The sequence below is a fragment of the Duganella sp. OV510 genome, assembly GCF_900100205.1.
Lineage (GTDB): Bacteria > Pseudomonadota > Gammaproteobacteria > Burkholderiales > Burkholderiaceae_D > Rugamonas.
In genome coordinates, this window is sequence record NZ_FNEQ01000012.1 from 21,643 (window position 1) to 45,737 (window position 24,095).

The 24,095-nt window shown below is 63.0% G+C and carries 29 protein-coding genes and 1 other RNA gene; 12 read left to right on the plus strand and 18 right to left on the minus strand.

Annotation, left to right across the window (positions count from 1 at the left end; translation table 11 throughout):
* Window positions 1-17 precede the first annotated feature (17 nt).
* From BLS51_RS25680 to BLS51_RS25690, 3 genes are all read right to left on the minus strand, one after another.
* Entirely contained in the window at window positions 18-296 is a 279-nt protein-coding gene (locus BLS51_RS25680) for a flagellar protein FliT (RefSeq protein ID WP_090191088.1), read from the minus strand.
* Window positions 297-440: 144 nt separating this feature from the next.
* Window positions 441-1,268, minus strand: coding sequence for an HDOD domain-containing protein (locus BLS51_RS25685; RefSeq protein WP_090191090.1), 828 nt, complete (start codon window positions 1,266-1,268; stop codon window positions 441-443).
* 92 nt (window positions 1,269-1,360) lie between these two features.
* Window positions 1,361-1,795 (minus strand): hypothetical protein, encoded by a 435-nt coding sequence (locus BLS51_RS25690; RefSeq protein ID WP_090191093.1) that lies wholly within the window; start codon window positions 1,793-1,795, stop codon window positions 1,361-1,363.
* A gap of 150 nt (window positions 1,796-1,945) precedes the next feature.
* Between BLS51_RS25690 and BLS51_RS25695 the strand changes: the two genes are divergently transcribed.
* Together BLS51_RS25695 and BLS51_RS25700 are read left to right on the plus strand one after the other, a co-directional pair.
* Window positions 1,946-2,578, plus strand: coding sequence for a class I SAM-dependent methyltransferase (locus tag BLS51_RS25695; protein WP_090191095.1), 633 nt, complete (start codon window positions 1,946-1,948; stop codon window positions 2,576-2,578).
* A gap of 74 nt (window positions 2,579-2,652) precedes the next feature.
* Window positions 2,653-2,844, plus strand: coding sequence for a CsbD family protein (locus BLS51_RS25700; RefSeq protein WP_090191098.1), 192 nt, complete (start codon window positions 2,653-2,655; stop codon window positions 2,842-2,844).
* 77 nt (window positions 2,845-2,921) lie between these two features.
* On the opposite strand, the gene BLS51_RS25705 is transcribed toward BLS51_RS25700, so the two are convergent.
* Both BLS51_RS25705 and BLS51_RS25710 read right to left on the minus strand, forming a co-directional pair.
* The gene (locus BLS51_RS25705) at window positions 2,922-5,126 is read right to left on the minus strand and encodes a S9 family peptidase (protein ID WP_090191099.1); all 2,205 of its coding nucleotides are present in this window, start codon (window positions 5,124-5,126) and stop codon (window positions 2,922-2,924) included.
* A gap of 105 nt (window positions 5,127-5,231) precedes the next feature.
* Complete coding sequence (locus BLS51_RS25710) at window positions 5,232-6,590, minus strand: MATE family efflux transporter (protein WP_090191102.1); 1,359 nt, start codon at window positions 6,588-6,590, stop codon at window positions 5,232-5,234.
* Window positions 6,591-6,684: 94 nt separating this feature from the next.
* Here BLS51_RS25710 and BLS51_RS29855 point away from each other — a divergent pair, with 94 nt between their 5' ends.
* The 4 genes from BLS51_RS29855 to BLS51_RS25730 all read left to right on the plus strand — a co-directional run bounded on the left by BLS51_RS29855 (window position 6,685) and on the right by BLS51_RS25730 (window position 9,089).
* Window positions 6,685-6,999: a beta/gamma crystallin-related protein gene (locus BLS51_RS29855; protein ID WP_175472691.1), complete on the plus strand. Its 315-nt coding sequence runs from the start codon at window positions 6,685-6,687 to the stop codon at window positions 6,997-6,999.
* Between the two features lie 96 nt (window positions 7,000-7,095).
* Entirely contained in the window at window positions 7,096-7,740 is a 645-nt protein-coding gene (locus BLS51_RS25720) for a beta/gamma-crystallin (RefSeq protein WP_090191105.1), read from the plus strand.
* A gap of 75 nt (window positions 7,741-7,815) precedes the next feature.
* A complete protein-coding gene (locus tag BLS51_RS25725; RefSeq protein ID WP_090191108.1) occupies window positions 7,816-8,763 on the plus strand; it encodes a DnaJ C-terminal domain-containing protein in 948 nt (315 codons plus the stop codon).
* Between the two features lie 2 nt (window positions 8,764-8,765).
* Window positions 8,766-9,089, plus strand: coding sequence for a chaperone modulator CbpM (locus BLS51_RS25730; RefSeq protein ID WP_090191549.1), 324 nt, complete (start codon window positions 8,766-8,768; stop codon window positions 9,087-9,089).
* Here BLS51_RS25730 and BLS51_RS25735 read toward each other — a convergent pair.
* Window positions 9,067-10,293, minus strand: coding sequence for a LysR family transcriptional regulator (locus BLS51_RS25735; protein WP_090191111.1), 1,227 nt, complete (start codon window positions 10,291-10,293; stop codon window positions 9,067-9,069). The two genes, BLS51_RS25730 and BLS51_RS25735, sit on opposite strands and share 23 nt — an antisense overlap.
* Before the next feature lie 103 nt (window positions 10,294-10,396).
* On the opposite strand from BLS51_RS25735, the gene BLS51_RS25740 reads away from it, so the two are divergent.
* From BLS51_RS25740 to pncB, 3 genes are read left to right on the plus strand one after another with little or no spacing between them, the layout of a single operon-like run.
* The gene (locus tag BLS51_RS25740) at window positions 10,397-11,008 is read left to right on the plus strand and encodes an FMN-dependent NADH-azoreductase (RefSeq protein ID WP_090191114.1); all 612 of its coding nucleotides are present in this window, start codon (window positions 10,397-10,399) and stop codon (window positions 11,006-11,008) included.
* A gap of 39 nt (window positions 11,009-11,047) precedes the next feature.
* The gene (locus tag BLS51_RS25745) at window positions 11,048-11,935 is read left to right on the plus strand and encodes a cysteine hydrolase family protein (RefSeq protein ID WP_090191117.1); all 888 of its coding nucleotides are present in this window, start codon (window positions 11,048-11,050) and stop codon (window positions 11,933-11,935) included.
* The gene (gene pncB, locus BLS51_RS25750) at window positions 11,932-13,125 is read left to right on the plus strand and encodes a nicotinate phosphoribosyltransferase (RefSeq protein ID WP_090191120.1); all 1,194 of its coding nucleotides are present in this window, start codon (window positions 11,932-11,934) and stop codon (window positions 13,123-13,125) included. Before BLS51_RS25745 ends, pncB begins: the two co-directional genes overlap by 4 nt.
* Before the next feature lie 34 nt (window positions 13,126-13,159).
* On the opposite strand, the gene BLS51_RS25755 is transcribed toward pncB, so the two are convergent.
* From BLS51_RS25755 to BLS51_RS25765, 3 genes are read right to left on the minus strand one after another with little or no spacing between them, the layout of a single operon-like run.
* Window positions 13,160-13,462 carry a hypothetical protein gene (locus BLS51_RS25755; protein WP_090191123.1) on the minus strand — a complete coding sequence of 101 codons (303 nt, stop codon included), beginning with the start codon at window positions 13,460-13,462 and terminating at the stop codon, window positions 13,160-13,162.
* Window positions 13,463-13,486: 24 nt separating this feature from the next.
* Window positions 13,487-13,786, minus strand: a complete 300-nt coding sequence (locus tag BLS51_RS25760; protein WP_090191126.1) for an antibiotic biosynthesis monooxygenase family protein — start codon at window positions 13,784-13,786, stop codon at window positions 13,487-13,489.
* 26 nt (window positions 13,787-13,812) lie between these two features.
* Window positions 13,813-14,448 carry a TetR/AcrR family transcriptional regulator gene (locus BLS51_RS25765; RefSeq protein WP_090191128.1) on the minus strand — a complete coding sequence of 212 codons (636 nt, stop codon included), beginning with the start codon at window positions 14,446-14,448 and terminating at the stop codon, window positions 13,813-13,815.
* A 172-nt stretch (window positions 14,449-14,620) separates the two neighbouring features.
* Here BLS51_RS25765 and BLS51_RS25770 point away from each other — a divergent pair, with 172 nt between their 5' ends.
* Both BLS51_RS25770 and ssrA read left to right on the plus strand, forming a co-directional pair.
* On the plus strand, window positions 14,621-15,157 hold the full coding sequence (locus tag BLS51_RS25770; protein ID WP_139168787.1) for a hypothetical protein: 537 nt from the start codon (window positions 14,621-14,623) through the stop codon (window positions 15,155-15,157).
* A gap of 150 nt (window positions 15,158-15,307) precedes the next feature.
* Window positions 15,308-15,667: a transfer-messenger RNA gene (ssrA, locus tag BLS51_RS25775) on the plus strand.
* Between the two features lie 49 nt (window positions 15,668-15,716).
* On the opposite strand, the gene BLS51_RS29580 is transcribed toward ssrA, so the two are convergent.
* From BLS51_RS29580 to BLS51_RS25790, 4 genes are all read right to left on the minus strand, one after another.
* Window positions 15,717-15,929, minus strand: a complete 213-nt coding sequence (locus tag BLS51_RS29580) for a hypothetical protein (protein WP_139168788.1) — start codon at window positions 15,927-15,929, stop codon at window positions 15,717-15,719.
* Window positions 15,930-16,478 carry a hypothetical protein gene (locus BLS51_RS29585; protein WP_139168789.1) on the minus strand — a complete coding sequence of 183 codons (549 nt, stop codon included), beginning with the start codon at window positions 16,476-16,478 and terminating at the stop codon, window positions 15,930-15,932. It abuts the gene before it with no gap.
* Window positions 16,479-16,577: 99 nt separating this feature from the next.
* Window positions 16,578-17,042: a carboxymuconolactone decarboxylase family protein gene (locus BLS51_RS25785; protein ID WP_090191134.1), complete on the minus strand. Its 465-nt coding sequence runs from the start codon at window positions 17,040-17,042 to the stop codon at window positions 16,578-16,580.
* 85 nt (window positions 17,043-17,127) lie between these two features.
* Window positions 17,128-18,000, minus strand: a complete 873-nt coding sequence (locus tag BLS51_RS25790; RefSeq protein WP_090191552.1) for an RNA polymerase sigma-70 factor — start codon at window positions 17,998-18,000, stop codon at window positions 17,128-17,130.
* A gap of 137 nt (window positions 18,001-18,137) precedes the next feature.
* Between BLS51_RS25790 and BLS51_RS25795 the strand changes: the two genes are divergently transcribed.
* On the plus strand, window positions 18,138-19,409 hold the full coding sequence (locus BLS51_RS25795; RefSeq protein ID WP_090191136.1) for an O-acetylhomoserine aminocarboxypropyltransferase/cysteine synthase family protein: 1,272 nt from the start codon (window positions 18,138-18,140) through the stop codon (window positions 19,407-19,409).
* On the opposite strand, the gene BLS51_RS25800 is transcribed toward BLS51_RS25795, so the two are convergent.
* The 5 genes from BLS51_RS25800 to ompA form a co-directional block, all read right to left on the minus strand.
* The gene (locus tag BLS51_RS25800; RefSeq protein WP_090191138.1) at window positions 19,406-20,503 is read right to left on the minus strand and encodes a hypothetical protein; all 1,098 of its coding nucleotides are present in this window, start codon (window positions 20,501-20,503) and stop codon (window positions 19,406-19,408) included. The genes BLS51_RS25795 and BLS51_RS25800 overlap by 4 nt on opposite strands.
* A gap of 119 nt (window positions 20,504-20,622) precedes the next feature.
* Entirely contained in the window at window positions 20,623-21,657 is a 1,035-nt protein-coding gene (locus tag BLS51_RS25805; RefSeq protein ID WP_090191140.1) for a hypothetical protein, read from the minus strand.
* A gap of 177 nt (window positions 21,658-21,834) precedes the next feature.
* The gene (locus BLS51_RS25810) at window positions 21,835-22,530 is read right to left on the minus strand and encodes an HAD family hydrolase (protein ID WP_090191143.1); all 696 of its coding nucleotides are present in this window, start codon (window positions 22,528-22,530) and stop codon (window positions 21,835-21,837) included.
* A 1-nt stretch (window position 22,531) separates the two neighbouring features.
* The gene (ubiG, locus tag BLS51_RS25815; RefSeq protein WP_090191145.1) at window positions 22,532-23,227 is read right to left on the minus strand and encodes a bifunctional 2-polyprenyl-6-hydroxyphenol methylase/3-demethylubiquinol 3-O-methyltransferase UbiG; all 696 of its coding nucleotides are present in this window, start codon (window positions 23,225-23,227) and stop codon (window positions 22,532-22,534) included.
* A 94-nt stretch (window positions 23,228-23,321) separates the two neighbouring features.
* Window positions 23,322-24,035, minus strand: a complete 714-nt coding sequence (ompA, locus tag BLS51_RS25820) for an outer membrane protein OmpA (protein WP_090191147.1) — start codon at window positions 24,033-24,035, stop codon at window positions 23,322-23,324.
* Between the last annotated feature and the right edge of the window lie 60 nt (window positions 24,036-24,095).

Below are 24,095 nucleotides of genomic sequence, written 5' to 3' on the forward strand. Positions count from 1 at the left end.
CTTTGCGGCGATGGTGCTTATTGGTGCGCCATGCCTGGAATGCTGTTCATCCACGGATCGGTCACGTCGCGGATTTCGCGGTCGTTGGCCAGGATCTGTTTCAGCAGGTCAATCTTGCGCAGGCGCTGGCCGCCGTTCAGGGCCGGCACGCCGGTGCTGACTGCGCGTGCTTCGGTGGCGCACTGGCCTTCCAGCTGGCCCAGGCGGTCCAGATCTCCGATGCGTGCAGCAGCCGCCATTTGATTGGTCAAACCGGCAATGTTTTCGTACATCGAGAGGACTTCGGAAGAGGTCATGATCCCACCTGGCTAAGTTAAGCGGATTACCGCATGTCTTGTTTAACGTCGCCTTCAACGGGAACTTTAGGGTTTTTTGAAAAAAAAAATCGAAAAAAATCCGCCTGCGGCAAAACAGGCGGATTTTGATATTGGAAAATTAACTTATTTGACCAGTTCTTCCAGGCCGGCGCTCAATTCGTCCGGCGGCGGCATGTCGTCGATCAGGGCGTTGTCTTCCAGGCCCAGCTCCTCGGCCAAGTCGACCGGGTAGCAGGCGGCGATTTCATCGTCGGTCAGCTCGGCCTGGGCGACACGGGCGCGCCAGGCGGCCAGCGCCACCACGGCGGCCAGGCGGTTCAGCTCGCCGTTATGGTGCGGTTCAGGGAAGGCCGAGATGGTTTCCGAGAAGGCGGCCGGGAACTTCCAGCGCTTGGCCAGTTCGGCGCCGACGTCGGCAAAAGTGTAGCCCAGCGACTGCTGTTCGGCGTCCAGGCGGCGCGAATCCATCGGGCCGGCCACCTTGTCCAGCGCCATCGCCTGTTCCGGCGCGGCCGAGTGGATCACCAGCTGGCCGATGGCGTGCATCATGCCGATGGTGAAGGCGAGGTCGGTGTTTTCCTTGGTTTTCTTGGCGATCCATTTGGCCGCCACGGCGGTGTGCAGGCTGTATTTCCAGAACTGTTTCAGGTCGAGGCCGGGCACGGTTTTGAAGCCGCTCACCAGGCCCGAGCTGATGACCAGCGTGCGAACGGTGACGAAGCCCAGCATCAGCACGGCGTCTTCCACGGTGCCGATGCTGCGCGAAACGTGATAGTAGGCCGAATTGGCGAGGCGCAGCAGCTTGGCGCTCAGCACAGGATCCGTCGACAATTTCTTTGCAATCTCTTCGGTCGAGACGCTGGCCTTGTCGAAACTGCTGATCAGCTCTTCCACGACCTTGGGCGCGGTGGGCAACGCAGTTGGATTCTGGAACAGGGCATCAAGTTTCATATTTATCTCCTTGGGATAGTCGCGTTGCTATAGGCTAACTATATAGCGAATCTTCCAATACCAGAAGAGATTTGGGAGGCTTTCGTCGCTTTTCAGTGATCGTCGTCCATCAGGTCGTATTCACGGCGGTTTTTCGGCAGGCGCCGCTCGGTGATGGTGGTCGACTGGTGGTCTACATGCTTGATCAGCAGCATGGCCGCGCCCAGCGTGGTTGTCATGGCCTTGGCGGCTTCCGAGATAGCGTCGGCGGACGACAGCGGCTGTTGATCCAGCCGCCGTGTGACCTTGGCGTAAAACGTCATTTCCTTGTAGGTCATGCGCAAGCAGCTACCTTCGGGAAGGAACAGTTGCTTCCATTGGTAACCGCGCAGCGAAAAGGAATTTGCTGATTTTTGATGCTCCAGCCACAGCGCGACCGCAGCGGCGACGGCCTGCGCCGGCGTCAGGGCGCTGCGTGTACGGTAGAGGTAGCTTTCAAGCGCGTCGCGCGTGGCCGGGGGTATGAAAGCAATGCGTGCGGGATTCATACTATTTCTCCTGTCTATTTTGATCTAATTTCTACTGTTTTCTACTCGTTAGACCATCGTGCAGCGCACAAAGTTCAAAATAGGCAGAAATAGACTGAAATAGACATCAGAAATAGTAACGATCCCGCACACAGTGAGACAATAGCGCCCATGGACGACATTCAAGACATTACGCAGGCGACGCTGCGGCATTATGAGGCGACGGCGGAGCAGTTTTTTGCTGGCACCATCGATCATGATGTCAGTCAGAACATCGCCGCCTTGCTGGACGCAATACACGCCAGCGCGCCATACCGGCTGCTGGACCTGGGCTGCGGACCGGGGCGCGATCTGAAGGCGTTCAAGGCGATGGGGCATGAACCGACCGGCATCGATGGCTCGGCGCGTTTCGTCGAGATGGCGCGTGCTTATAGCGGCTGCGAGGTATGGCAGCAGGATTTCGTCGAACTCGATCTGCCGGCGGAATATTTTGATGGCGTGTATGCGAACGCTTCGCTGTTTCATGTGCCGAGCGCGGCGTTGCCGGAGGTGCTGCGCCGGCTGCATGGCGCGTTGAAGACTGGCGGCGTGCTATTCAGCTCCAATCCGCGCGGCGACAACCGTGAAGGCTGGAACGGTCCGCGTTACGGCAGCTACTACGATTACGATACCTGGGAGCGATACCTGATGGCAGCGGGTTTTGCGCCGGTCAGCCATTACTACCGTCCAACAGGTCTGCCGCGTGAGCAACAACCGTGGCTGGCCAGTGTTTGGCGCTGCGTACGTGAGCGCACAGAAGCCTAGCGGCAAGCGTCCTATAGTAGATCCCATGCACACAGCACTGGGCTGTGTGTCCTTTAGCTACTAAGGAGTTCATCATGAACAAGGATCAAGTCGAAGGCAAACTGAAAGACATCGGCGGCAAAATTCAGGAAGAAGCCGGCAAACTGGTAGGCAGCTCCGAGCAGCAAGCCAAGGGCCTGAACAAACAGGCTGAAGGCAAAATCCAGAAAGGCTACGGCGACGCCAAGGAAGCCGTCGAAGATGTCGTGAAAGGCAACCGCAACTAATTGCGGCGCGCCATAAAAACAGCCCCACAGCATAGGCGCGGCCTTGGCCGCGTCCAGCGCGTGGGGCTGTTTGCCGTTTATTCCGGCTTCAGATTCTTCTTGAAGAACGCCTCAATATTGCCCCACACGTGACGCTGCGGGACCGGGCCGGAGATGCCATGCTTGGCGCCCGGATAGGTCATCAGCTCGAAGTGCACCTGACGCTTGACCAGCGCGTCGATCATGCGCGTGGTATTGGTGAACAACACGTTGTCATCGGCCATGCCGTGAATCAGCAGCAGCGGTGATTTCAGGCCATCCAGATGCGAATACACGCCGCTGTATTCATAGCCGGCCGCGTTTTCCTTCGGTGTGCCCATGAACTGCTCGGTGTAATGGGTGTCATACAGCGTCCAGTCAGTTACTGGCGCCACCGACACACCCATGGCGATCTTGTCCGATGCTTCCGCCAGCAGGCGCAGCGACATGAAGCCGCCGTAGCTCCAGCCGAACACGCCGATGCGCTTGGCATCAACAAAGCTCTGCTTGCCCAGCCACTCGATGCCGGTCAGCTGGTCTTCCACTTCCACGCGGCCCAGTTGATGGTAGTTGGCGTCGGTGAAGGCGCGCTCGCGGCGGAAGGAGCCACGGTTGTCCAGGCGCCAGACGACAAAGCCTTGCTGCGCCATGTACTGGTCGAAGTAATTGCCCCATTTGCGCGACACGTGCTGTGAGTGCGGGCCGCCGTAGGTCGACAGGTAGACCGGGTATTTCTTCGATGCGTCAAAGGCGGACGGCTTGATGATCGAGTAGTACAAGGTCTGGCCGTCCTTGGCCTTCAGCGTGCCGTACTCGGTTTTCAGGTGCGCATCCAGGTATTTGCCGTAAGGATGGCTGGCGTTCAGTTCATTCTTTTCCAGCCACTGGATCATGGCGCCGTCAGGCTTGCGGATGCTGACTTGCGGTGGCGTGTCCGGGCTCGAATAGGTGTCGACAAACACCTCGCCGTTGCGGGCGAAGGACGAATCGTGCCAGCCGTCGCCTTGCGTCACGCGGGTCGGCTTGTCAGCGCTGCTGCCATCCAGTTTCAGCGCGTAGGTCTGGCTGTCGATGACCGCGTCGCGGTTCGACTGCACGAACACCCGGCCGTTTTTCTCGTCCACCGCCAGCAGGCGGTCGATGCCCCATTCGCCCTTGGTGATGGCGTGTTTCAGCTTGCCGTCCAGGCCGTACAGGTACAGGTGCTTGCGGCCGCTGCGTTCGGACGACCAGATGAAGCTCTTGTTATCTTCCAGGAAGCGCAGGTCGTCAAAGATGCTGATCCAGGTAGCGGAGGTTTCGGTAATCAGCACCTTTTGCGCCAGCGAGGCGGCATCGACCGACACCAGTTCCAGTTTTTTCTGGTCGCGGGTCTGGCGCTGGAACAGCAGGGCCTTGCTGTTGGCGCTCCAGTCGGCGCGCACCAGGTAGATGTCTTTTTCTGCGCCAAGCGCGACATCACGGATTTCGCCGCTGACCGGCGAAACGATTTTCAGCTCCACCAGCACATTCGGATCGCCGGCAGCCGGGTAGCGCTGCTCGACCACTTCGGTGCGGTCGGCAAAGATTTCAAAGCGGCGCACCACCGGCACCGGCGCTTCATCGTAGCGCTTGTAGGCGATGGCGGAATCGTCCGGCGCCCAGTAGTAGCCGGTGGTCTGCGACATTTCTTCCTGCGCGACGAATTCCGCTTCGGCATTGTGGATGGTGCCTTTGCCGTCAGTGGTCAGCTGCTTCTCTTTGCCGGTGTTGAGGTCGATGACGAACAGGTTCTGGTCGCGCACGTAGGAGACATAGCGGCCTTGCGGCGAAATTTTCGGGTCCAGCACATTGCCGCTGGCGACCATGCGCGCCTGGTCCGGCTTGCTGGCCTCGATCAGGTACAGATTGCCGGCGATCGGCACCAGCAGGCGCTTGCCGTCCGGCGACCAGCTGTAGCTCAGGATGCCTTTCAGGCTGGCGGTGCGGGCGCGCTCGCGGCGGGCTTTTTCCGCATCGGACAGGTTTTCGTCCGGCACCAGCAGCTTGGAGTCCACCAGGCGGTGGGTGGTCTTGTCCTTCAGGTTGTATTCCCACAGGTCCAGCTGGAACTGGTTGTCGTCGCGGCCGCGCAGGAAGGTGACGCGGGCGCCGTCGGGCGAGACTTTCAGGCTGCGCACGCCCGGACCGGACAGCGACGGGTCGCTGTGGATGCGGTCCAGGGTCAGTTTTTCCGCCGAGGCGGCGCCCGACAGCAGGGCAAGGAAGCAAAGGATGAAGCGCATGGTGTCTCTCTAATGGGCAGAAGCCGAGACGATACCAGACGCACACCGCCGTGGCGAGACGGCAAGATTGGGAATCCGCGCCCGAAAACCGTTTTTCCTTCGGCGTCAGGCCCGGCCCAGCTTCTCCAGCGACAGCTTGTGCAGCGCCCAGCTGAGCAGCACTGCCGCCACCGTCAGGCCGATGGTCAGGCCGATCCAGAAACCGGCTGCCGCCATCTCATGCCCCAGTCCCAGCCAGCAACCGAGCGGCAGCGCGAAGCCCCAGAAGGCCAGCAGCTGGATCTGCATCGGCTGGCGCGTGACCTTGTAGCCACGGATGGCGCTGGAAGTCGCCACCTGGGTGGCGTCGGACAGCTGGAACAGCGCGGCAAACAGCAGCAGGTAGGCGCACAGCGCCTGCACCGCCAGGTCGGACGTGTAGGCGGCGGCGATCTGCTGGCGGAACGCCACCATCAGCAGCGCCGACAGCAGGCCGAAGGCCAGCGACATGCCGACCCCGATCCAGGCGACAAAACGCGCCCGAACCGGCTGTCCCTCGCCCATGGCCTGGCCGACGCGGGTAATCAGCGCGATGCCAAAGCTGAGCGGCACCATGAAGGTCAGCGAGCTGAAATTAAGTGCGATCTGGTGCGCGGAAATCTCCACCACGCCATAGCGCGCCACCAGCAGGCTGACCGCGCCAAACGCGCTGACCTCGGCAAAGTAGGTGACGCCGATCGGCAGGCCGAGGCGCAGCATCGAATGGATCTCCGGCCAGTGCGGCCATTCCCAATGGGTGAACGGGAAAGTCGGGCGGTACACCGGCGTGCGCCAGACCCAGAAAATCATCGCCGCCAGCATCAGCCACATGCACAGGCCGGTCGCCACCGCGCAGCCGACGCCGCCCAGTGCCGGCAAGCCCCAGTTGCCAAACACCAGCAGCCAGTTGACGAACACATTGAACAGCAGGCCGAGGATGGCGATCACCATCACCGGCTTGGTCTGGTTGATGCTGGTGCTGTAGCCGTACAGCGCGCGGTAGGCGGCAAACGGCGGCAGGCCGATGCTGATGATGTGGACGAACAGCGCCGCCTGGTCATGCACATGCTGCGCCAGGCCGAGGTAGTCGAACACCAGCGTTGCCAGGTTGGCCAGCAGCATCGCCGCCACGCCGACGCCAAGCGCCTTCCATAGCGACTGGCGCACCGCGTGCGGCACCTTGCCCAGCGCGCCGGCGCCGACATCGTGCGCCACGATGGTGTTAATCGCCATCATCACGCCGCTGACCGTCACCAGGATGATCGACCACACCGAGGCGCCCAGCGACACTGCCGCCAGCTCGTCGGCGCTGGTGTGGCCGGTCATGGCGACGTCGGCCACGCCCATGCCGACCGTGGCCAGCTGGCCGACCAGCACCGGCCAGGCCAGCCGCCACAGGGCGACGATTTCACGGCGGATATTGGGGAGGGTAAAGGTATGCGGCATGACAAAACAAAGTCGTTACAGAAAGGCACAATTTTACTGTGTTGCTAACAGTTTTGCGCGCTATCATGCTGGCTCAGCCCAACTCGGAGACGCCATGCGCCCCTTTCTCGCCGCCGCCGCGCTCGGCGCCTGCTCGCTGGCCCATGCCGGCGACATCACGCTGTACAGCCACACGCGGCTGGGCGGCCCGGCCATCACGCTGCACGAAGCCACGCCCGATCTCGACCCGCTGGGCTTCAACGACAAGACCTCCAGCGTGGTGGTGCACAAGGGCAGCTGGCAGGTGTGCGCGGAAAAGCACTACAAGGGCAAATGCCTGATCCTGAAGGAAGGCGAGTACGCCGAGTTGAAAGGCTTCGACGACATGATCTCGTCGGTGCGCGAAGTGGACGCGCCGCGCCGTCCCTGAGGCCTTACAATTGCTTGCAAATTGGTTATAGTTTCCTGTCAGCGACATTGTCCGGACAGCCGTTATACCCGTATCTGAACTTCTTGTGACCACACCATGAAAAACATCTTCTCGCGCCTGCTGACCACCACCCTGCTGCTGGCCGGCGTCGCCCACGCCGGCGAAATCACGCTGTACACCGACGACAACTTCGGCGGCCGCTCGGTGACCGTGCGCGGCGCCACGCCTGACCTGGTGCAGCAGGGCTTCAACGACCGCACCTCCAGCGTCATCGTCCGTTCCGGCAGCTGGGAACTGTGCCAGCACGCCGGCTTCCAGGGACAGTGCATGACGCTGCAACGCGGTGAGTACCGCCAACTGAAGGGCTTTAACGACCAGGTATCGTCGGTGCGCGAGGTCGGCGGCCGTGACCGCGATGACCGTGATGGCCGCGGCCCCGGCGGGCACGGCGACCGCGATGACCGCGATGGCCGAGGCCCCGGCTACGGCCGTGGCGAAGCGATCGTGCTGTTCGCCCAGGCCAACTTCGGCGGCCGCCGCGCCGAGCTGCCCGGTGACGTGCGCAAGCTGGACGACTACGACTTCAACGACCGCGCCGGCTCGGTCATCGTCAACGAAGGCCGCTGGGAACTGTGCGAGCACGCCAACTACGGCGGCCGCTGCATCGTGCTGAACCCGGGCCGCTACGACCGCCTGGACGACATGAACAACCGCATCTCGTCGGTGCGCCGCCTGCGCTAAAGGGAGGGCCACGCGGCCCGCACGGTTTGAGCATTTGCGCTAGACTGGCAACGGTGCATTACAGGAGCGGGCAACGTGGAATACAAGGATTACTACCAGACCCTGGGCGTGGCCAAGACGGCCAGCGAGGATGAGATCAAAAAGGCGTACCGCAAGCTGGTGCGCAAATACCATCCGGACGTCAGCAAGGAAGCCGACGCCCAGCAGAAGACCCAGGAAATCAACGAAGCCTACGGCGTGCTGGGCGACGCCGAGAAGCGCGCGGCCTACGACGAGCTGGGGCGCGGCCACCAATACCGCGCCGGCCAGGAATTCCGCCCGCCGCCCGACTGGGGGCGCGGCTTTGGCGGCGGCCCCGGCGGCCAGCAGGGCGGCTTCGGTGGCGCCGGCGGCTTTGGCGACAGCGATTTCTTCTCCGACCTGTTTGCCAACTTCGGCGGCGGCGGCGGGCGCCGCCGGCAGGCGCCGCAGAAGGGCGACGACAGCCACGCCAGCATCACCATCGATCTGAGCGACACCTATCAAGGCGCGACCCGCACCATCAGCCTGATGGTGGCCGAGCGCGACCCCCACGACCGCATCGTCACGCGCGAGCGCAACCTCAGCGTCAACATCCCGAAAGGCGTGACCGCCGGCCAGCAGCTGCGCCTGTCCGGCCAGGGGCAGCAGGGCGCCGCCGGGCCGGGCGACCTGTACCTGGAAATCCAGTTCCGCCCGCATCCGCGCTACCGCATCGACGGCCGCGACGTTTACCAGACGGTGCCGGTGGCGCCTTGGGAGCTGGCGCTGGGCGGCGAGATCGAGGTCAGTACGCCGTCGGGCAAGGTCAACGTCACCGTGCCGGCCGGCTCGCAAAGCGGGCGCAAGCTGCGGCTGCGCGGGCGCGGCATCCCCGGCAAGGAAATCGGCGACCTCTACCTGCTGCTGGAAGTGGTGCTGCCGCCGGCCGACAGCGAGGCCGCCAAACAACTGTACCAAACGATGGCGCGCGAGATGGCCTTCAATCCGCGCACGGGAGGATGATCATGGGACAAGTGCTGACTGCGGTGGTGGTCGACGACGCCGCACTGACGTTGGAAGAACTGGCGCAGGCCTGCGCCGTCGAGCCGGACTGGGTGGTGGCGCGGGTGCGCACCGGCATCCTGCTGGCGCATGACGATGCCGCTGCTGATGCCGAGGCCGACAGTGGCGGCTGGCGCTTCAGCAGCGCCGACCTGGTGCGCGCGCGGCGGCTGTGCCAGATCGAGCGCGCGTTCGAAGCCAACGACGACGTGGCGGCGCTGGTGGTCGACCTGTCGGAAGAAATCCGCCGCCTGCGCGGCAAGCTTAGCGCGGCCGGAGTGAAATAGGCGCGGCCACCGCCAGGCCCGCCGGCGCATCGGGCGCCGGCAAGCGTGCACGCTTGCGCCCCGGCTTGCCCGGTGGCGCCTCCGCTGCTGCGCCCACTGCGCCAACAGCGGCAACGCTGCCAACGCCGCCAACACCGCCAACACCGCCAACAGCGGCAACAGCGGCAACACCGCCAACCACGGCAGGTGTGCGCACCGCCGCCTGCGCGCACTCGCTGAGCGCGTGATAAGCATGCGGCTGTGCCGCCAGCTGCGCCATATGCGCCGCCAGCTCGGCCTGTTCGCGCTCGCTCAGCGGCGCCGGCTCGCCCTGCGCCAGATCGAGGAACTGCTGCATCAGCCAGCGCGTGGCCGGTCCCGGCTCCTCGTCGCCACGGCGTATCACATACAGCGGGAAGCTGAACGAACTGCCCTCGGCGATCTGCAACTGCACCAGCCGGCCTGCATCCAGATCCCATTGCACAAACTCCTGCGGCATATTGCCCCAGCCGATGCCATTGCGCAGCAGCGCATGCTTGGAACTCAGATCGCCCAGGCGCCAGTCGCGCAGCGCCAGCACGCCGAAATCCTGGCCCTGCGTCAGCGTGCTGCGGTCGGTCAGCACCAGCTGGGTGTGCTCGCGCAGCACAGCGGTCGGCACGATGCCGTCGATCTGCGCCAGCGGATGGTCGGGCGCCACCACCGGCACCATGGTGACAAAGCCGCAGGCCTGGCGCTCGATGACATCCGGCGTGCCCGGCATCCAGCCGCTGATGCCGATGCGGCAGGTGCCATCGGCCACCAGCTGCGTCACCGCGCCCAGCGCCTCGGTGCGCAGACGCATCGACACGGTCGGGAACTCCTTCTGGAAAGCGTGCAGGATGCGCACCAGCTTACAGGTGGAAAACATCACATCGACCACCAGCGACACCTCCGCCTCCAGCCCGGCCGACAGCGCCTTGGCGCGCGCCCGCATGCCGTCGACCTTCAGCGACACCGCGCGGGCATCGGCCAGCAGCGCCTTGCCGGCCTCGGTCAGCGTCGGCTTGCGCTTGCTGCGGTCCAGCAGCGCCACATTCAGCTGCTCCTCCAGGTTGGCGATGGTGTAGCTGATGACCGACTGCGTACGGTGCAGCGCGCGCGCCGCATGGGCAAAGCCGCCATGGTCGATGACGGCAATGAACACGCGCAGCTGGTCGAGGGAGGGCAGGCCGGGATCTCGCATAATCGATATTCTCGATAGATTAAATAGAAATAAACAGCATTTCATCGATATTATAATCGCTTTATGATCGCTGCAACCTCCCCACCGAAAAGGACTCAGCATCATGGCAAACATTCTCCACATCGACAGCAGCGTGCGCAGCACCGGCTCCCTGACCCGCCAGCTGGGCAGCGAATTCATCGCCAAGCTGAAGGCGGCCGACCCGGCCGCCAGCGTGGTCACCCGCGACCTGGCCGTGAGCCCGGTGCCGCACCTGACCGAGGAAATGATTGGCGCCTACTACACGCCGGCCGAGCAGCGCAGCGCCGCCCAGGCCAGCGTCATCCAGACCTCGGACACGCTGGTGGACGAAGTGCTGGCCGCCGACACCATCGTCATCGGCGCCCCGATGTACAACTTCTCGATCACCTCAGGCCTGAAAGCCTGGATCGACCACATCGCCCGCGCCGGCCGCACCTTCAAGTATGGCGCCAACGGCGCCGAAGGCCTGGTCACCGGCAAGAAAGTCTATGTGGTGGTGGCCACCGGCGCCGCCTACAGCGAAGGCCCGTACGCTGCCTACGACTACACCACCACCTACCTGCGCGCGGTGCTGGGCTTCCTCGGTATGACCGACGTCACCTTCATCGTCGCCGAAGGTGTGGCGATGGGCGAAGAAGCGGTGGCCAGCGCCATCGCCAAGAGCCGCGCAAAGATCGACGCCATCGCCGCCTAAGCTGTATGATGAAGGCTCCCTGTACCGGAGCCTTCATCCATGAAACGGAATCTACATCTGTTGATGATAGACCCGCAAAACGACTTTTGCGACCTGCCAGCCAGCTACCTGCCCACCGATCCGGTTACCCGCCAGCCCCTGCGGCCGGCGCTGCCGGTGCCGGGCGCCCACCAGGACATGCTGCGCCTGGCCGGCCTGATTAACCGTGGCCGCGCCGGCATCAGCGCGCTCAGCGTCACGCTCGACTCGCACCACCGCTTCGACATCGCCCACCCGACCTTCTGGACCGCCGCTGGCGGCGCCGCAGTCGCCCCGTTCACCGAAATCACCGCTGCCGACGTCCGCGCGCAGAAATACCTGCCGCGCCACCTGGCGTCGCTGCCGATCGCGCTAAACTACCTGGACCGGCTGGAAGCGGCCGGCCGCTACCAGCTGATGGTGTGGCCGGTGCACTGCGAGATCGGCAGCTGGGGCCACAACGTCCACGCCGACGTGCGCGCCGCCTACGGCCACTGGGAAGACGCCGCGCTGGGCATCGTCGCCAAGCTGGCCAAGGGCTCGAATCCATGGACCGAGCACTACTCGGCGGTGCAGGCCGAAGTGCCGGACGCCGACGACCCGGACACCCAGTTCAACTACAAATTCGTGCGCACGCTGGCCGAAGCCGACCGCATCTACGTGGCCGGCGAGGCCGGCAGTCACTGCGTCAAGGCCACGGTCGAACACATCGCCGACTACTTCGAGCAGCAATACGGCGCCGCCTCGCTGGCCAAGCTGGCGCTGGTCACCGACTGCATCAGCCCGGTCAGCGGCTTCGAAGCCCAGTACCAGGACTTCCTGCAGGCGATGGCCGCGCGCGGCGTGCAGCTGCTGCAATCGTCCGACGCCCTGGCCGAGCTGATCGCCAACGCCGGAGAGCCGGCATGAAAGCGCCGGTGGTCCGCAGCCTGCTGGAAACCGACTTATACAAATTCACCATGTGGCAGGCGCTGCTGCACGGCCATCCGAACTCGCACACCGAATACGAATTCGTCTGCCGCAACACGCCGGACTTCCCGCTGACCGAACTGATGCCGCAGATCGAGCAGGAGCTTGACCACCTATGCTCGATGAGCTTCCGCGACGAGGAACTGAGCTATCTGCGCTCGCTGCGCTACATGAAAAGCGACTTTGTCGACTTCCTGACGGTGTTCCGTTTCCAGCGCAAGTTCATCGACGTCAGCGCCGACGGCGACATCTTGAAGATCCACGCCGCCGGCCCGCAGGTGCACGTGATGGGCTTCGAGATCTATGTGCTGTACATCGTCAACGAGCTGTACTTCCGCCGCTTCGACCACGCCGCCGCGCTGACCGAGGGTCGCACGCGGCTGACGGCCAAGATCGCCAGGCTCAAAGCTTTCGGCCAGGAACCGGCCAAATTCTTCCCGTTCGAAATGTCGGACTTCGGCACCCGCCGCCGCTTCTCGGGCGAGTGGCATGACGAAGTGGTGCAGCGGCTGGCGCGCGAAGTGCCCGAGTATTTCAAGGGCACCTCCAACGTCTACCAGGCGATGAAATTCAACCTGATCCCGATCGGCACCATGGCGCATGAATACATGCAATCCTTCCAGGCCTTCGGCGTGCGGCTGCGCGACTTCCAGAAAGCCTCGCTGGAAGCCTGGGTGCAGGAATACCGTGGCGACCTCGGCATCGCGCTGACCGATGTGGTCGGCATGGACGCCTTCCTGGACGACTTCGACCTGTATTTCGCCAAGCTGTTCGACGGCCTGCGGCACGACTCCGGCGACCCGGTGCTGTGGGGCGAAAAAGCCATCGCGCACTACGCGGCGTTGCGCATCGACGCGAAGACCAAGCGGCTGGTGTTCTCGGACGGCCTGAATCTGGACAGCGCGATCGCGCTCTACCGCCACTTCGCCGACCGCATCATGACCGGCTTCGGCATTGGCACGCACCTGACCAACGATGTCGGACTGGCGCCGCTGAACATCGTCATGAAGCTGGTGCAGTGCAATGGACAGTCGGTGGCCAAGCTGTCCGACTCGCCGGGCAAGACCATCAGCAAGGACGAAACCTTCCTGGCCTACCTGCGGCAGGTGTTCAACCACCCGGCGGTGTAGCGCCGGGCAAGGCGGGGCAGGGCGCTGAGCGCGCTTACGCCTCGCTGGCGCCGAAGCCGCCCATGATGGCGTCGGCCTTGTCGCGCTCCTCGTCATCATAGACATCGACCGACAGCATGGCGCCGGCGCGATGGCGCGCGGCAGCAGCAGCAGCCGGGCCGCCTGGCGTCAGCGCATCAAGCAGGTTGCCGACCGTGCTGGTGGCGACCGATGGCGGCAGTTCAGCATGCTTGGTCAGCTTGATGCTGGCCTGCGGGAAGCCGCCGGACAGCAGCGCGCTGCGGGCGCTCTCGGCATCGGTGGGTTGCGGGAAATTACGGTGGATGGTACGGGACATGATGGCCTCCTTGTTGTTATGTGTTCAAAAGCCGGCGACGACGGTGCTGAAATGCTCCACTTTCGGCGGCTGGGCGAAGAAGCCGCCGACCAGGGCGCGCCAGTCCTGGAAACCGGCGCTGCCACGAAAGTCCACCGTATGGTTTTCCAGCGTGGCCCAGCCGATCACCAGGTGATAGGTGTCCGGCGTCTCGATATCGCGGTCGAGGCGCATCGACAGGCAGCCGGTGGCCGCCTGGAAGATCGGCACCGCCTTGGCCACGGCGGCCTGGAACTGGTCGTGGCTGTCTGGCTGGATATACAGCTCGGCAATCTCGTAAATCATGGTGCATCCTGGCAGTTGGTATGCCCCTATTGTGCCTCAACTGCGGCAGGCGTGCGCAGGATGAAACGCATCGCCTGGTGAGCCAGCTCACGCACATCGGCACCGCTGCCCGGCTTGTACCACTGCACCGTCCAGTTCAGCGCGCCGAAGATCAGCAGCCGGTCGAACTGCGACGGCACGGTCCACGCGCCCGAGCGGTGCAGCGCCCCGATGGCGTGGTCCCACACCGCCTCGTAGCGGTCCTTCAGCGCCGTGATGCGGTCGCGCGACTGCTCGTCCAGCGAGCGCCACTCGTACAGCAGCACGGCGATGAAATGGTGGTCGGGCGCCAGCAGCGTATGCAGATGGGCTTCGACCAGCCGGTGCAGCATGGCGCTGGGCGACAGTGGCTGGGCGGCGATCGCCTCCACCTCGGCCAGCGCGCGCTGCATGCCTTGCTCCATGATGGCGGCCAGGATCTCCTGCTTGGTCTTGAAATGGTAGAACCAGCTGCCGGCCTGGATGCCGGCGGCAGCAGCGATGTCGCGCACGGTGGTGTTGTCATAGCCCTTGGTGCGGAACAGCAGGGCGGACTTTTCGATCAATTCGGCGCGCAGGCCGCCGCCTTCGCCCTTGTGCGGGCGCCCGCGCTTCTTCGGAACAGTGGCTGCGGCATCGTGCATGTCGGCATCGCTTGCTGAAATGATGACACTGTCATTCTAATGCACGGACGAGGCTGATTTCACAAAACCGTCACGGTGTGCTGCAATGCAACAACAGCTCACACCTTTGAGGTAAATCATGACTGGCGGGCGTACGCCTTCTAAGCTCGGGCAGAAGACAGGGGAGACGACCATGAATGCACCAATGGACAACGGCAAACCGCTGGCCGAATTGGGCAACAGCTTACGCGAAGTCAACGCCCGCATCGACGTGATGCACCGCGAGTCGCTGGAGCGGATGGATTTGCTGCGTCAGGAGGTCAACGCCAGCCTGCGCGAACAGGCACGCGAAGTCACTGCCCGCATCGAGCGGCTGAAAGATCACGGTCTCGAACTGCACCGGGAAACCAACGCGCGGATTGACACCATGTACAGCGCGTTGAACGGCAAGCTCGAAGCACTGAACCGTGACGTCAGCGGCAGGCTTGACGCCTCTAACCGGGACGGTACCGCTCGGTTAGAGCTGCTGCGCAAAGAAATGCTCGACAATTTCCGTTTGCTTGACGTCAAGATCGAGCGGGTGCGCGAGGAAATGCTGGGCAACCTCCGTCTCATCGACGCCAAGATCGACCACCTGCGTGGCGACATGCACACGCAGTTCCGCTGGCTGGTGGGAATGCTGCTTTCCAGCATCATCGGCATCGCCGGGATACTGCTCAAGCTATTGTGAAGGAAGATGGTGCCGGTATATTTCCCGACCGCCGGCGCCGGTAGTAGTCGCCGTGGCGGCGCTAATGAACGTCATCATAGCGACCAAATATGACCGGCGTTTGACGTGCGTGGCGGGGCGCGGCAAAGTGCTGTAGAATAGAAGTTCTGTGGGGCCGACCTGGTTTCGACGTGGGTTGCAAAGCAGAACAGGGCATACCGAGGCCTGGTTACCTCGTAAATACACCCAGAAATCAATAACTGCAAACGATAACTCGTACGCACTGGCAGCCTAAGGGCTGTTAGCTCCTAAACGCTTCTTCCCTGGGGCGGGCCGTTAAAAGCTAAGGAGTCATTTACAGGGAATCGCGCTGTGACGGGTCACTTGAAGCAGCGCTAAATCTAAGGTGAATCGCTTGTCCAAAACGTGCACATCCGTGTTGTACAGGTTAAATTAAATGATAGTGCTAAGTATGTAGAACTGTCTGTAGAGTGCTTGCGGACGCGGGTTCGATTCCCGCCGGCTCCACCATCCGGATGCAAGAACAAAGGCCTCGGCGCGCAAGCGCCGGGGCCTTTTTCTATTTCATCAAGGTATACAGTCGTGGATCGTTGGGTGTAAAGACTTCGCGGCAATCGCCGTCGTAAAAACAGATCGCATCATCGGTCTGCAACTCGTCGCGTCGCACCCATAGCAACACGCCACGGCGTTCAACTACGATGTGATGCTCATAGCCTAAGGGGGGTAATATCTGAGCCAGAAATTCTGCGGCGGTGAGTGGCGATAAATTCATTTAGGAAGCCTCTCGTTGGTAATGAAGGTTGAGGCTCTTGGATACACGTATCCAGAGATGATGATGTGCTTCAATCTGCCGGTACTGGTGTTGCAGCTGGTTTGCTTTCAGCATAGCGTTGATTTCATCGATCGCAAACGGCGCCTCGTCCTTGACCGACTGCTCGACTTCGGCCCAAGTTGGCCGCGTTTCGCCAGGACGCATGATATAGCGCCAGCGCGGGGCGACGGCGCGCAATTCAATCAGGCTGAGTTCCACGGCATGTTGCACATCCTGCATAGAAAACGACTGGCCGCCGGGATGATTATGCGAAAACAGGCTGTTATTGGCGCCAATGAGTTCGTTCCCGGAAAAGCGAACATTGTTTGGTGTGCCAATTTTATGCAAGATGAGCGTTCCGTCAGCGAGGAAGAACGCGCCATTCTCATTGATTTCGTGACGAACGGCGTTCTCGAATCGTACTGCGGCGAAACGGCTTGGCGTGGAGATATCCGGACTGACCCTAGGGCAGTGTGGATCATATACCGAGAAATCCCAGGAGTTTTGCATGGCGACTACCATCGGGGAAAGGGTCTTGCTCGTCCCCGATGGTAAAACGCTGGGCTTGGGCTGTTTTGATCGGTCACAACCCAAGCCTTGATGCTCCGATTAGAAGCCCGGCGCCGGCACTTCCGGGATCTGGTTGTGCAGGCTGGCGTTGATGACGTTCCAACCGCGAATCACGGCGATGGCGTAGCTCAGTTCGGCGATTTCGTTATCGGTGAAATGCTCTTTCAGCTGGGCGAAATCGTCATCGCTTGGCTGCTTGTGGGGCAGGGCGTTGACTGCTTCGGCCCAGTTCAGCGCCGCGCGTTCCAGTGCGCTGAAGAACGGCGCCTCGCGCCAACCGGCGACGGCGTTCAGGTGGCGTGGTTCGGCGCCTTGCTTGATCAGGTCGCGCCAGTGCATGTCGATGCAGACGCCGCAGCCGTTCAGCTGCGATACGCGCAAATTAATCAGTTCCACCAACCGTACGCCGAGCGAGCTTTTCTTGACCGACGCCGACAGCGCGATCATAGCCTGCAGATTGGCCGGTGCCAGTTGGAAGAGGGGAATACGGGCTGCTTGCGTCATGATAATGCCTTTCAGAGTAGCGGAGGGCGCACCGCGCGCCCTTCATACCTGTAAGACGGCCCAGCCGCGCCGCGTGTGACAGCTTTCAGAAAATAGTTTGCGGCACGCCGGTCAGCTTGTCGGGATTGCGGACGATGAAGACGGCGGCGATGCGGTCGTTTTCGATGCGGAACGATTGCGCTGATTCCAGCTTGCCGTCGACGTAGCGCAGCAGCCCCGGCTCGCCGTTGATGCGCGCCTGGCGGTACATCACCTGCTGTGGATACATATTTTCCAGCGACCAGAACGAGCCGGCCACGCGGCCGGCGCCGTGCAGCACGCGCAGGTAAGAATTGACCTTGCCACCGCCATCGGCCACCAGTTGCACGTCGTCGGCCAGCATGGTCTTCATCGCCGCGCGGTCGCCAAGCTGTGCGGCGGCCATGAAGCGGCCCAGCAGCGCGCGGTGCTGCTCCTTCGGCACGTCGAAACGCGGCTTCTGTTGCTGCACGCGCTCCTGCGCCCGGTGCACCATTTGCCGGCAGGCCGCCTCGCTCTTGCCCAGCATGGTGGCGATGTCGGCATAGTCGTGCTCGAATACCTGGCGCATCAGGAAGGCCGCCCGCTCTTCCGGCGACAGCCGTTCCAGCACCCACAAAAAGGCCATCGATACTTCACTGGCCAGCTCGGCGCTGCTTTCCGGCGTCTGCTCGTCCAGTTCGACGATCGGTTCGGGCAGCCACCAGCCGACATACGATGCGCGCTCGGCCATGCGGGCGCGCAGGCGGTCGATCGCCAGCCGGGTGGTGATGGTCACCAGCCACGCTTCTGGCGACTGCACTTCTGCACGGGCGCTGTCGTGCCAGCGCAGCCAGGCGTCCTGCACGACATCTTCGGCGTCGGCGCGGGTGCCCAGCATGCGGTAGGCGGTGGCGAACAGGCGTGGTCGCAGCGCCGTGAAAATGGAGGTATCGGTCATCATGCACCTTAGACGGCCGAGCTGGCCGGTTTGTGACAGCTTACCTTATCCGGATTGCGCATTTGCATTTTTGGAATCATTCGTCGTCAGGCCGCCGGCTTCGCGCTACCTTGGGCGGCGCCAACCAAGGAGACAATATGAAACTGGAAACCATCGCCGTCCACGGCGGCTACAAGCCCGATCCAACCACGCGCGCGGTCGCCGTGCCGATCTACCAGACCGTCGCCTACGCCTTCGACGACACCCAGCACGGCGCCGACCTGTTCGACTTGAAGGTACAGGGCAACATCTACACCCGCATCATGAATCCGACACAGAATGTGCTGGAGGAACGCCTGGCCGCGCTGGAAGGCGGCGTCGGTGCGCTGGCGCTGGCATCCGGCCAGGCGGCCATCACTTACGCCATCCAGACCATCGCCGAGGTGGGCGACAACATCGTCTCGGCCGCCACACTGTATGGCGGCACCTACAACCTGTTTGCCCACACGCTGCCGCAGTACGGCATCAGCACCCGCTTCGCGGACGCCGCCGATCCGCAATCGTTTGCCGCGCTGATCGACGAGCGCACCAAGGCGGTGTTCATCGAATCGATCGGCAACCCGCTGGGCAATATCAGCGACATCGCCGCGATTGCCGCCGTCGCCCATGCGCATGGCGTGCCGCTGATTGTCGACAACACGGTGGCCACGCCTTACCTGCTGCGCCCGTTCGAGCACGGCGCTGATATCGTCGTGCACTCGCTGACCAAATACCTGGGCGGCCACGGCAACTCGATCGGCGGGGCGATTATCGATTCCGGCAAATTCCCGTGGGCGCAGCACAAGCAGCGCTTCAAGCGCCTGAACGAGCCGGACGTGTCCTATCATGGTGTGGTCTATACCGAGGCGCTGGGGCCGGCCGCCTACATCGGCCGCGCGCGCGTGGTGCCGCTGCGGAATACCGGCGCCGCGCTGTCGCCGTTCAACGCCTTCCTGCTGCTGCAAGGGATAGAGACGCTGGCGTTGCGCATGGAACGCATCGTCGACAACACGCGCAAGGTGGCCGACTACCTCGGCCGGCATGAGAAGGTGAAGTGGGTCAATCACGCCGGCCTTGAAGGGCACCGGGATTACGCGCTGGCGCAGCGCTATCTGGGCGGCCGGCCGTCCGGCGTGCTGACCTTTGGCGTGCAGGGCGGCAAGGAGGGCGGGGCGCGCTTCCAGGATGCGTTGCAGCTGTTCACGCGGCTAGTCAATATCGGCGACGCCAAGTCGCTGGCCTGCCATCCGGCCAGCACCACCCACCGCCAGCTCAACGAGGAAGAGCTGGTCAAGGCGGGCGTGACGGTGGATACGGTAAGGCTGTCGATCGGCATCGAGCACAGCGACGATCTGCTGGCCGACCTGGCACAGGCGCTGGCGGCGGTCTAGGGCTTGCTCTTTTCCGGCACCGGCACGCGCTCGACGATGATGTTGCCGTCGTCGATGGTGCAGTCGATGATGTGGCTGCGCGAGATGCTGGTGTGGCGCGAGTACAGGTCGTGGTAGTTGTTGGCGTCTTCCAGCCGCAGGTCGATGCGGAAGCTGTCCAGCTTGTTGCTCAGCGCTACCTCGCGTACGCGCTGACGGCGTACCTCGGCTTCCTTGTCGCTGCGGCCATGCATCTCCGGTCCCTCAAAATAGCGGATCAGCGCGCATTCGACGACGTCGATGCGGTCCTTCAGCAGCATGTCGGCTGCCACCGGATTCTGGTTGACCTCCAGCTCGGCTGGATCGCCGTCAGCCGACATCACTTCGACATTCATGCGCTGGATCAGCAGCAGCATGTCGCGGTCCTCGCTGTGGCGCTGGTGCACCCGCTGCACGCCGGTCACGCGCGCACGCGCCAGCCGGCCCAGCGGGTCCCTGGTCTGACCGACATATTGCACCTCGGTGCTGAACTGGTAGGGATTGTCATATTGCTGCAGCACGTCGTGGATCGACAGCGCCTCGATCAGCCCGCCCCAGTTGAACGTGATGAACTGGTCGCTCAGCACAACCGACGGCTTTTTCAGCGTGGCGGCAAACGGCACGGTCAGCTCGATGGTCAGGCTTTCCTTCTTTTCCTCGATGCCAACCAGCAGCGGCACGGTCAGCTTCAGCGAGAAGAAGCCCCAGCTGGTGCTGCGTGAGGTATCGAAGCGGACGCGCGGGCGGTTGACGGCAAAATAGATCAGCCGCTTCTCGCTGGTCGCCTCCAGGTCGAACTGCATGCGGCGCAGGTGGCGGCCGACCGGGTCGCGGATGTCCGGCACTGACGGGAAGCCGGCGATCAGGTCATACCAGTGGAATTTGGCGTCGTTGACGGTGACGATCCAGGTTTGCGGCGCGGCGGTGCGCTGCGGCATCAGCGGCAGCAATTCCTCCATCGCGTCGGGCGGCGGCGCCACCAGGTCGAGAAAGGGTTCGGGCGCCTCCTCGAACAGCGCGCCTATGCCCAGCTCTTCCGGCGACGGATCGGGATAATCGTCGTCGTCATTGCTCATTTGCGCGCTCCAGGTGTGTCATGATTCCGTGATTATAGTGCTTCCAGCGTGTTATTTCCACGCGGAAATGTGTCGCAACATCAAGTAACCACGTAATGTAACACCGCCGGGGCGCCGCCTCAGCCCTTGCCGCCCTTGGCCGGCGCCGGCAGTGGCATGGCCGCAACCTGGGCCTGGCCGTCGGCGATATAGCAGCTCAGCAGATGGCGGTTGGCGGCGCTGACGAATTCCGACGCCAGATGGCTGTAGTGGCCGGTATCCTCGGGCGCCAGCGCCAGGTCGATGGTGTACTGCACCAGGTTGTTGGCCGCCTGCACCGCCGCCAGCCGCTCGGCGCGCGCCTTGCGCTCGTCCAGCTGGCGCCAGCGCGGATTGCTGCCTTCGAAATAGCGGATCAGCGCCGCCTCGATGACATCGGCGCGCTCGGCGTGCAGCACATCGGCAGTCATCGGATGCTCGTTGTGCGGCAGCGCGGCCGGATCGCCGTCGGCGCAGCTGACTTCCACCTCCAGGCCGACCACCAGCAGCAGCGTGTCGTAGTCCATGCCGTACTGGGCGCGCAGCTTGTGCAGCGCCGGCAGCCGGCCCTTGCCCAGCTGTCCTTCCGGATCGCGCGTCTGGCCGACATAAGCCACCTTGCTGGGCAGCTTCAGCGTGTGCGCATAGGTCTGCAGCAGGTCGTGCACGGAAAATACTTCGACCAGGCCGCCCCAGTTCAGGCTGATGAAATTCTCGGTCAGGATGACGGTCGGCTTTTTCATGGTGGCGGCAAACGGCACCTTGAGCTCGACGGTGATGGATTCCTTGGTCTGCTCGGCACCCATCAGTAGCGGCAGGGTCAGTTTCAGCGAGAAAAAACCCCACTGCACCACGCCGGCGATGTCGAAGCGTACCCGTGGCCGGGTGACGGCAAAGAACAGGTGGCGCTTCTCGGCGGTGGCTTCCAGCTCGAACTGCATGCGCCGCATGTAGCGGCCGATCGGATCGCGGATGTCCGGCTTTTCGGCAAAACCGGCGATCAGGTCGTACCAATGGTATTTGGCGGCGGCCACGCGCACCATCCAGCTCTGCGGCGCGGTGGTGCGCTGCGGCAGGGTGGCGAATGAATCTGCATAAGGTTGCGGGTTTTGGGCAACCTGTTCAGGAAAATCCATGATGCACCTGATGGGAAAGTTGAGTTGTCGGAGACTGACTCTTCTTTCCTATCCAGCGAAGTCTTAGCTTTCAGGAAATAAGTAATGCTACGCAGTCATGCGGGAGACTACGCCTGATCTGTCCATACGGCAACAAAAATCCGACGAAATGCATCCTCCGCGCAACTGATTGCGCAATCAGGCCGCCAGCGCGTCATCGGCCAGCGCTGCCTGGATCAGCGCCAACAGTTCGGCCGGCTGCTGGAACAGGTAGTCGGCCTGCCAGCTTTGCGGCTCGGTGGCGCCGCAATAGCCCCAGCCGCAGGCGATGGTCAGCATGCCAGCCGCCTTGCCGGCCTGGATATCGCGCAGGTCGTCGCCGACATACCAGCACTGCTCCGGCGCCAGCTTGAGCCGGCTGGCCGCTTCAAGCAGCGGGGCAGGGTGGGGCTTGGCGTGCGCGGTGGTGTCGCCGGAGATGGCGCAGGCGGCGTGGCCGAGGCCGATCTGCGGCAGCAGCGGCTCGGTGAAACGCTGCGACTTGTTGGTCACCACGCCCCATTGCAGCCCGGCCGCCTCGATGCCGGCCAGCAGCGCCGGGATGCCGTCAAACAGCCGGCTGTGTACCGCCATCGCCGCCTCGTAGTTGCTGAAGAACTCATCGCGCAGCGCGATATAGCCCTCGTCATCGGGCGTCATGCCGAACGAGGCGCCGATCATGCCGCGCGCACCGGCCGAGGCGGTCGGACGCAGGATCTCGTAGGCGGTCGGCGCCAGGCCGCGCACGCTGCGCAGCAGGTTGACGGCGGCGGCCAGGTCGGGCGCGGTGTCGGCCAGCGTGCCGTCGAGGTCGAACAGGATGGCACGTGGCGCGGCGGGCAGGGCGATGGTCATATCAGAGCGGGCGGCGCGCGGCCACCAGGTAGTTGACGCTGGTGTCGTCGTTGAGCGAATAGATCTTGGTCAGCGGGTTGTAGCCCATGCCCTTGAAGCCGGCCAGTTCCAGCCCGGCGCTGCGGATGAACTGCGACAGCTCGGCCGGGGTGATGAATTTCTCGTAATCGTGGGTGCCTTTCGGCAGCATGCGCAGCAGGTACTCGGCGCCGATGACGGCAAACAGGTAGGCCTTGGGATTGCGGTTCAGCGTCGAGAAGAACACCTGGCCGCCGGGTTTGACCAGCGCGGCGCAGGCGCGCACGATGGCGGCCGGGTCCGGCACGTGTTCCAGCATCTCCATGCAGGTCACCACGTCGTACTGGCCGGGCTCCTGGGCGGCCATCTCCTCGGCGGCGATCAGCTTGTAGCGCACCGGCACGCCGGATTCCAGCGAATGCAGGTCGGCCACTTTCAGCGCTTTTTCGCCGAGGTCGATGCCGGTGACGGTGGCGCCCTTGCGCGCCATCGATTCGGACAGGATGCCGCCGCCGCAGCCGATGTCGATCACCTGCTTGCCGGCCAGCGGCGCGCGCGCGTTGATCCACTCCAGGCGCAGCGGGTTGATTTCGTGCAGCGGACGAAACTCCGAGGTCGGGTCCCACCAGCGGTGCGCGAGTTCGGCGAATTTTTGCAGTTCTAATGGATCAGCGTTCATAGCAAGATAGGAAAAAGACGAATCCCGCTATTCTAAAGCACAGGATAAAAAAAAGCCCCGCTAGAGAGCGGGGCTTCTGTCTTGCAGTCAGCGATTACTTGCTGGTGCCGACTACTTCGATTTCTACGCGACGGTTTTTGGCGCGGCCTTCAGCGGTTTTGTTGTCCGCTACAGGTTGTTTCTCGCCTTTGCCTTCGGTGTACACGCGGTTGGCTTCAACGCCTTTCGAGATGATGTAGGCCTTGACAGCTTCAGCACGACGTACCGACAGCTTCTGGTTGTACTCATCGGTACCGACCGAGTCGGTGTGACCGACGGCGATGATGACTTCCAGGTTGATCGAACCCAGTTTCGAGGTCACGTCGTCCAGTTTGGACTTGCCTTCTGGTTTCAGCACGGCCTTGTCGAAGTCGAAGAAGGCGTCAGCAGCGAAGCTCACTTTTTGTGCGGTTGGCACTGGTGCGACTGGCACTGGTGCTGGCGCAGGGGCCGGAGCAGGTGCTACTGGTGGTGGCGGAGGTGGCGGCGCTACGCACTTGCCGTTTTCCAGCTTCTCTGGCTCAACGCACAGTGGCAGGTCGCAACCTGGCACGGCGTCAGCCGGGGTCCAGTAGCCGGTGCGCCAGCACAGGCCGAACGGGTCACGGGCGATGATGCCGCGTGCATCCTGCACATAGGCGCTCTTCGGCGTGGCAGCCTTGATGTCCTGGGTGACTGGTGCGTATGGTGGGGCGGTTGGCGCGGTCTGGGCGATGGCCGAACCGGCAAATGCAGCCGAGATGGCCAGCATCGAAATCAGTTTTTTCATATTTTTCTTCCTTTCGGGGGTGATATCTGCAGAAAACTGCGCGACGTAGTTCTTTGCGTG

Bases quoted from the DNA above. Each gene is read 5' to 3' on its own strand.
- BLS51_RS25680 (WP_090191088.1), bottom strand. From the start codon at position 296: ATGACCTCTTCCGAAGTCCTCTCGATGTACGAAAACATTGCCGGTTTG.
- BLS51_RS25685 (WP_090191090.1), bottom strand. From the start codon at position 1,268: ATGAAACTTGATGCCCTGTTCCAGAATCCAACTGCGTTGCCCACCGCG.
- BLS51_RS25690 (WP_090191093.1), bottom strand. From the start codon at position 1,795: ATGAATCCCGCACGCATTGCTTTCATACCCCCGGCCACGCGCGACGCG.
- BLS51_RS25695 (WP_090191095.1), top strand. From the start codon at position 1,946: ATGGACGACATTCAAGACATTACGCAGGCGACGCTGCGGCATTATGAG.
- BLS51_RS25700 (WP_090191098.1), top strand. From the start codon at position 2,653: ATGAACAAGGATCAAGTCGAAGGCAAACTGAAAGACATCGGCGGCAAA.
- BLS51_RS25705 (WP_090191099.1), bottom strand. From the start codon at position 5,126: ATGCGCTTCATCCTTTGCTTCCTTGCCCTGCTGTCGGGCGCCGCCTCG.
- BLS51_RS25710 (WP_090191102.1), bottom strand. From the start codon at position 6,590: ATGCCGCATACCTTTACCCTCCCCAATATCCGCCGTGAAATCGTCGCC.
- BLS51_RS29855 (WP_175472691.1), top strand. From the start codon at position 6,685: ATGCGCCCCTTTCTCGCCGCCGCCGCGCTCGGCGCCTGCTCGCTGGCC.
- BLS51_RS25720 (WP_090191105.1), top strand. From the start codon at position 7,096: ATGAAAAACATCTTCTCGCGCCTGCTGACCACCACCCTGCTGCTGGCC.
- BLS51_RS25730 (WP_090191549.1), top strand. From the start codon at position 8,766: ATGGGACAAGTGCTGACTGCGGTGGTGGTCGACGACGCCGCACTGACG.
- BLS51_RS25735 (WP_090191111.1), bottom strand. From the start codon at position 10,293: ATGCGAGATCCCGGCCTGCCCTCCCTCGACCAGCTGCGCGTGTTCATT.
- BLS51_RS25740 (WP_090191114.1), top strand. From the start codon at position 10,397: ATGGCAAACATTCTCCACATCGACAGCAGCGTGCGCAGCACCGGCTCC.
- BLS51_RS25745 (WP_090191117.1), top strand. From the start codon at position 11,048: ATGAAACGGAATCTACATCTGTTGATGATAGACCCGCAAAACGACTTT.
- pncB (WP_090191120.1), top strand. From the start codon at position 11,932: ATGAAAGCGCCGGTGGTCCGCAGCCTGCTGGAAACCGACTTATACAAA.
- BLS51_RS25755 (WP_090191123.1), bottom strand. From the start codon at position 13,462: ATGTCCCGTACCATCCACCGTAATTTCCCGCAACCCACCGATGCCGAG.
- BLS51_RS25760 (WP_090191126.1), bottom strand. From the start codon at position 13,786: ATGATTTACGAGATTGCCGAGCTGTATATCCAGCCAGACAGCCACGAC.
- BLS51_RS25765 (WP_090191128.1), bottom strand. From the start codon at position 14,448: ATGCACGATGCCGCAGCCACTGTTCCGAAGAAGCGCGGGCGCCCGCAC.
- BLS51_RS25770 (WP_139168787.1), top strand. From the start codon at position 14,621: ATGAATGCACCAATGGACAACGGCAAACCGCTGGCCGAATTGGGCAAC.
- BLS51_RS29580 (WP_139168788.1), bottom strand. From the start codon at position 15,929: ATGAATTTATCGCCACTCACCGCCGCAGAATTTCTGGCTCAGATATTA.
- BLS51_RS29585 (WP_139168789.1), bottom strand. From the start codon at position 16,478: ATGCAAAACTCCTGGGATTTCTCGGTATATGATCCACACTGCCCTAGG.
- BLS51_RS25785 (WP_090191134.1), bottom strand. From the start codon at position 17,042: ATGACGCAAGCAGCCCGTATTCCCCTCTTCCAACTGGCACCGGCCAAT.
- BLS51_RS25790 (WP_090191552.1), bottom strand. From the start codon at position 18,000: ATGACCGATACCTCCATTTTCACGGCGCTGCGACCACGCCTGTTCGCC.
- BLS51_RS25795 (WP_090191136.1), top strand. From the start codon at position 18,138: ATGAAACTGGAAACCATCGCCGTCCACGGCGGCTACAAGCCCGATCCA.
- BLS51_RS25800 (WP_090191138.1), bottom strand. From the start codon at position 20,503: ATGAGCAATGACGACGACGATTATCCCGATCCGTCGCCGGAAGAGCTG.
- BLS51_RS25805 (WP_090191140.1), bottom strand. From the start codon at position 21,657: ATGGATTTTCCTGAACAGGTTGCCCAAAACCCGCAACCTTATGCAGAT.
- BLS51_RS25810 (WP_090191143.1), bottom strand. From the start codon at position 22,530: ATGACCATCGCCCTGCCCGCCGCGCCACGTGCCATCCTGTTCGACCTC.
- ubiG (WP_090191145.1), bottom strand. From the start codon at position 23,227: ATGAACGCTGATCCATTAGAACTGCAAAAATTCGCCGAACTCGCGCAC.
- ompA (WP_090191147.1), bottom strand. From the start codon at position 24,035: ATGAAAAAACTGATTTCGATGCTGGCCATCTCGGCTGCATTTGCCGGT.